General features: G+C 41.7%; 5 protein-coding genes. 1 reads left to right on the forward strand and 4 read right to left on the reverse strand.

All coding sequences use genetic code 11. The features are described 5' to 3' along the window. The 4 genes from CWC11_RS18790 to CWC11_RS18805 all read right to left on the reverse strand — a co-directional run. Positions 1–182 (reverse strand): gamma-glutamyltransferase (locus CWC11_RS18790; RefSeq protein ID WP_171038458.1); only part of this gene is annotated, 182 nt, incomplete at its 3' end. After that, positions 179–1,381 (reverse strand): amidase family protein, encoded by a 1,203-nt coding sequence (locus CWC11_RS18795; protein WP_138683916.1) that lies wholly within the window; start codon positions 1,379–1,381, stop codon positions 179–181. The genes CWC11_RS18790 and CWC11_RS18795, both read right to left, overlap by 4 nt. 336 nt (positions 1,382–1,717) lie before the next feature. After that, positions 1,718–2,200 (reverse strand): putative 4-hydroxy-4-methyl-2-oxoglutarate aldolase, encoded by a 483-nt coding sequence (locus tag CWC11_RS18800; RefSeq protein ID WP_138683917.1) that lies wholly within the window; start codon positions 2,198–2,200, stop codon positions 1,718–1,720. 3 nt (positions 2,201–2,203) lie between these two features. Beyond that, positions 2,204–2,857, reverse strand: a complete 654-nt coding sequence (locus CWC11_RS18805; protein ID WP_089349833.1) for a TetR/AcrR family transcriptional regulator — start codon at positions 2,855–2,857, stop codon at positions 2,204–2,206. Between the two features lie 165 nt (positions 2,858–3,022). Between CWC11_RS18805 and yddG the strand changes: the two genes are divergently transcribed. After that, the gene (gene yddG, locus CWC11_RS18810) at positions 3,023–3,943 is read left to right on the forward strand and encodes an aromatic amino acid DMT transporter YddG (RefSeq protein ID WP_138683918.1); all 921 of its coding nucleotides are present in this window, start codon (positions 3,023–3,025) and stop codon (positions 3,941–3,943) included. Positions 3,944–3,956 lie beyond the last annotated feature (13 nt).

The following is a 3,956-nucleotide window of genomic DNA, read 5'->3' on the forward strand; positions in this document are numbered from 1 at the left end:
GGGTTATCAATAAGCCAAAAGCTGTCGCCACCAATCGAGTTCATATGTGGGTAAACCACGCTAATAGCAGCCGCTGCCGCTACCATTGCTTCTGTGGCTGTACCGCCTTGTTTTAATATAAAGGTGCCTGCCTCGGTCGCTGAAAAGTGCGGGGCAGTAAATGCAATGTTGTGTGTGCTCATGCAAGTGTGTCCTGTTTAAAGTGTGCAGCTAATTGTTGTACGCAGGCAAGTAGGCTTTTATCGTTACCGTGGCTCATCATTAATGAAAACCCATATGGGTGGCCATTTTCTAAATTAGCCAATGGTAAGTGAACTTGCGCCGAGCGGCTCAAGCCCGCAATAGCAGATAAGGTTATAATTTGCATACGTAAAGCGCTTGTGTCGGCGCCCAATTTAGGTGCGGTTGTGGGTGTGGTTGGCAAAAATAAACAACTGTTTGTGTTTAGGTTTTTAGCTATTAGTGTTTGCCACTGGGTTTGTACTTTTAGTGCTTCTTGCTCTTCTTGGGCGGTTAGTGCCAATGCCATTTTAAAACGTGCCGCAATTGCCGGAGCAAACTGGGGAAGTTGCCCTTGAAGCCAATCTTTATGCGTTTTAGCTATTGCGCGCCCTTGCAGTATTCTAAAGCTATCAGCGAGTTCGCTTAATAAGTTGCTATTAGGCAGTTCAAATTCTTTATGGTGCTTAAAATAAGGCTTGGTTTTTTCAAGTAGTTGTTTAATAGGTGCTTGTAAAGCAGGGCTTACTAGCTCAAATAACGGCTCACAACTTACTAAAGTATCAACGTTATTAATAGCTTGATTTGGTAACAGTACATTGCCTACATCGCTTAGTAACTCTGCACTTTGGGTAAGCCAGCCAATGGTATCAAAAGGGGGGGCTAGCGGAATTAGGCCGTCTTTTTCAATCACGTTATGGCTGGGTCTTATACCAAATAAGCCGCAGTAACTTGCGGGTATTCTAATAGAGCCGCCAGTATCGGTACCTAAGCCAATATCGGCTAAGTTAGCAGCAACGGCGGCCGCCGATCCCATACTCGAACCGCCACTTGCATGACCGCTAAGTTTTGGGTTTTGTGCCGCCCCATAGTGAATGTTATTTCCCTCTAAGCTGTAAGCAAGTTCATCGGTGTGGGTAAAGCCTGTAAAGCTACAACCCTCGTTCATTAACTTATTTACCGCACTTGCTGTTTGCAGGGCAGGTTTTGCTGCTTTAAACCAGCTAGGGTTACCTGCGCTGTTGCGCTCGCCTTTAACAGCAAATACATCTTTTACTGCAAGGCGCTTATTGTTAAGTGCGCCGTGGGTGTGTGTTTGCCATGCTTTTGGGCCATGGTCACAAAAAATACCGGTAAAATTATTATGTGTTTTGGTACTCATATCACCACTCGTTATAAAGTAAATCTGACCAACTGGTTATAATCAGATTTAGGGTGATTAAAAAGACGAATTAATTATTATTATTTTTCAGCCCACTGCGTAACATCTTATTTTTATTTTACAGAGCCTGATCCGCTTTTTAATCGGTTAGCTTATTATATTGCCTAAAAGCTAAGCAAAAGCAATGCCAAATACAATAAAGTTGTCCGCTCGGTCAGGTTTTTGTGGGTTTGAATGGTGTTTATAAAAATTCAAGCAACTAAGAGGGCGTAATTTAGAGGTGAAAACACACCAAGTTGGTGCGTGTTTGCACCATCTTGGTTGTAAGTTGGGGGTTTACAATAGTGCGTTTGGGCTAATTATTAAGCCGTTTACATCGGCGTATAACCAATCATTTGGCTTAATTGTGGTGCTAAGCATAGTTACTGTTTGGTTTTTATCACCAAATCCACGTTTTAAAGTACTACGCGGGGTTGAGCCAAGCGCCATTACGGGTAAATCCATAGTGGCAAGTATTTCTATATCGCGGCAACAGCCGTTAATAACAACGCCTTCCCAGCCATTTTTTAATGCGCGCTCTGCCATTATATCGCCTATAAAAGCAAAGCGTTTACTGGCAAAGCCATCAATAACTAATATTTTGCCCTTACCGTTTTCATGCAGTATGTCGGCGGCAAATGAATTGTCTTCTGGGCAGGTTACTGTAACTGCTTGGCCACTAAAGGTGGTTTTTTTACCAAAGTGGCGCAGGCCGTTGTCGGCTACTTGTACGCTCTGGCGGTGATCGTCAAATAAATCGGGGGTTGTAAAGTTATCCATGGGTTAAGCCTCACTTTGCTCGGGTATTTTTAAGCCAATACCTTTTAAAATAATGTGGGCAATTGACTGCGTAATGTGTGCCACATCGGTTTTATCGTATTCTAATTTGTTCATAACTAGCAGTACTTCAGCCTGAAAGTCGGCGTAGTATTGTGTGGTTGACCAAATGGTAAATAATAAATGGTACGGGTCAACGTTATCCATTTTATCGGCGTCAATCCATGCTTGAAAAACATCAACCTTTTGCTTTACCCAAGGGCGTGTATTCGTTCTAAAGTAGTTTTGAAGGTACGGTGCACCACGCAGTATTTCGCTGGCAAATAAACGCGATTGCAAAGGCTGATTAACGGCAAGTATTACTTTGCTTTTAATGTAGTTATAAAGCACATATGCGGGGTCGTCTTCAGGGGTTACATTATCTAGCCCTAAGTTCCAATGCGCTATTATGCGGTCTATTACTGCTTCGTATAGGCCGTCTTTACTTTTAAAGTAATATAAAATATTGGCTTTAGGCACGCTTGCCTCTTTGGCAACCATACTCATGCTAGCGCCATCGTAACCAAGCTGAGAAAACAATTGCTCTGCGGCATCGAGTATTAACTTTTGGTTTTTCTCTCGGGTGAGTTCTTTTTTATTTGGCTTTGTTTGTGTGGTCATTATGGCGTTGCTGAGTTTAAGGTGTTGATTGATTGTAACTTTACTGACCGAAAGGTCAATTACTAAAATTTGCTTTATTTTATATAAAAGTATTAGTAACAATTGTTTAAGTAATTAATTACTGGTAGCGTACCCCTAAATACAGGTAGTACTTTTAGGTAGTTAATGGACTTTTTTTCTAATCATAAATACACACTTTATGGCATCGCCGCTATTTTACTATGGAGCTGTTTAGTTGCTTTGCTGCGCGATGTGTCTGAGTTATTTGGCCCCATAGGTGGTGCTGCGCTTATGTATAGCGTAAGTGCACTTTTTTTAATTATAGTAATGGGGCCGCCAAAGTTAGGTGGGTTTAATAAACGCTATATTATTTGGGGCACTGCTTTATTTGCACTTTATGAGGTTTGTTTGGCGCTGTTTGTAGGGCTGGCTAATAATCGCCACCAAGCGGTAGAAATGGCCGTTATAAATTACTTATGGCCAACGCTTACTATTTTACTCAGTATTATAGTTAACCGTAGTAAAGTAAGTTTTTGGATTTACCCTGGCATGTTGCTCGCCTTTTTTGGTGTAGCGTGGTGTGTTGGCGGTGATAGTGGCTTATCTATTAGTAGTATTATGGGCAACTTTGCAAGTAATCCTACGGCTTATTTATTGGCTTTTGTAGCGCCATTTATTTGGTCTGTATACTGTGTAATTACTCAAAAAAGCAGTAATGGTAAAAACGCCATAGTGCTGTTTTTTATAGCCACAGCGTTAAGTTTGTGGGTGCTATATGGTTTGAGTAATGAGCCCGCTATGGTGTTTTCGTTACATGCAACTATTACGCTTGTTTTAGCAGGTATAGTGGTAGGTAGTGGTTACGCACTCTGGAACCAAGCAATTATTGGCGGTAACTTAATGCTGCTTGGTACGCTTTCGTATTTTACGCCGGTTTTTTCGGCTATTATCTCGGCGCTTTATTTATCAATTACCCTTAGTGCCTCATTTTGGCAAGGGGTAATAATGGTAACTGGCGGCTCACTCGTTTGCTATTTTGTAACGCGTGAGAAGCCAATTAAAAAGCAAATAAACCCAGTTAATTAGGGCGTGTTGATCT

This window comes from Pseudoalteromonas sp. S3178 (assembly GCF_005886985.1).
Classification (GTDB): Bacteria; Pseudomonadota; Gammaproteobacteria; order Enterobacterales; family Alteromonadaceae; genus Pseudoalteromonas; species Pseudoalteromonas carrageenovora.

Excerpts from the sequence above, each read along its gene's own strand:
- CWC11_RS18795 (WP_138683916.1), bottom strand. The coding sequence starts at position 1,381 with ATGAGTACCAAAACACATAATAATTTTACCGGTATTTTTTGTGACCAT.
- CWC11_RS18800 (WP_138683917.1), bottom strand. The coding sequence starts at position 2,200 with ATGGATAACTTTACAACCCCCGATTTATTTGACGATCACCGCCAGAGC.
- CWC11_RS18805 (WP_089349833.1), bottom strand. The coding sequence starts at position 2,857 with ATGACCACACAAACAAAGCCAAATAAAAAAGAACTCACCCGAGAGAAA.
- yddG (WP_138683918.1), top strand. The coding sequence starts at position 3,023 with ATGGACTTTTTTTCTAATCATAAATACACACTTTATGGCATCGCCGCT.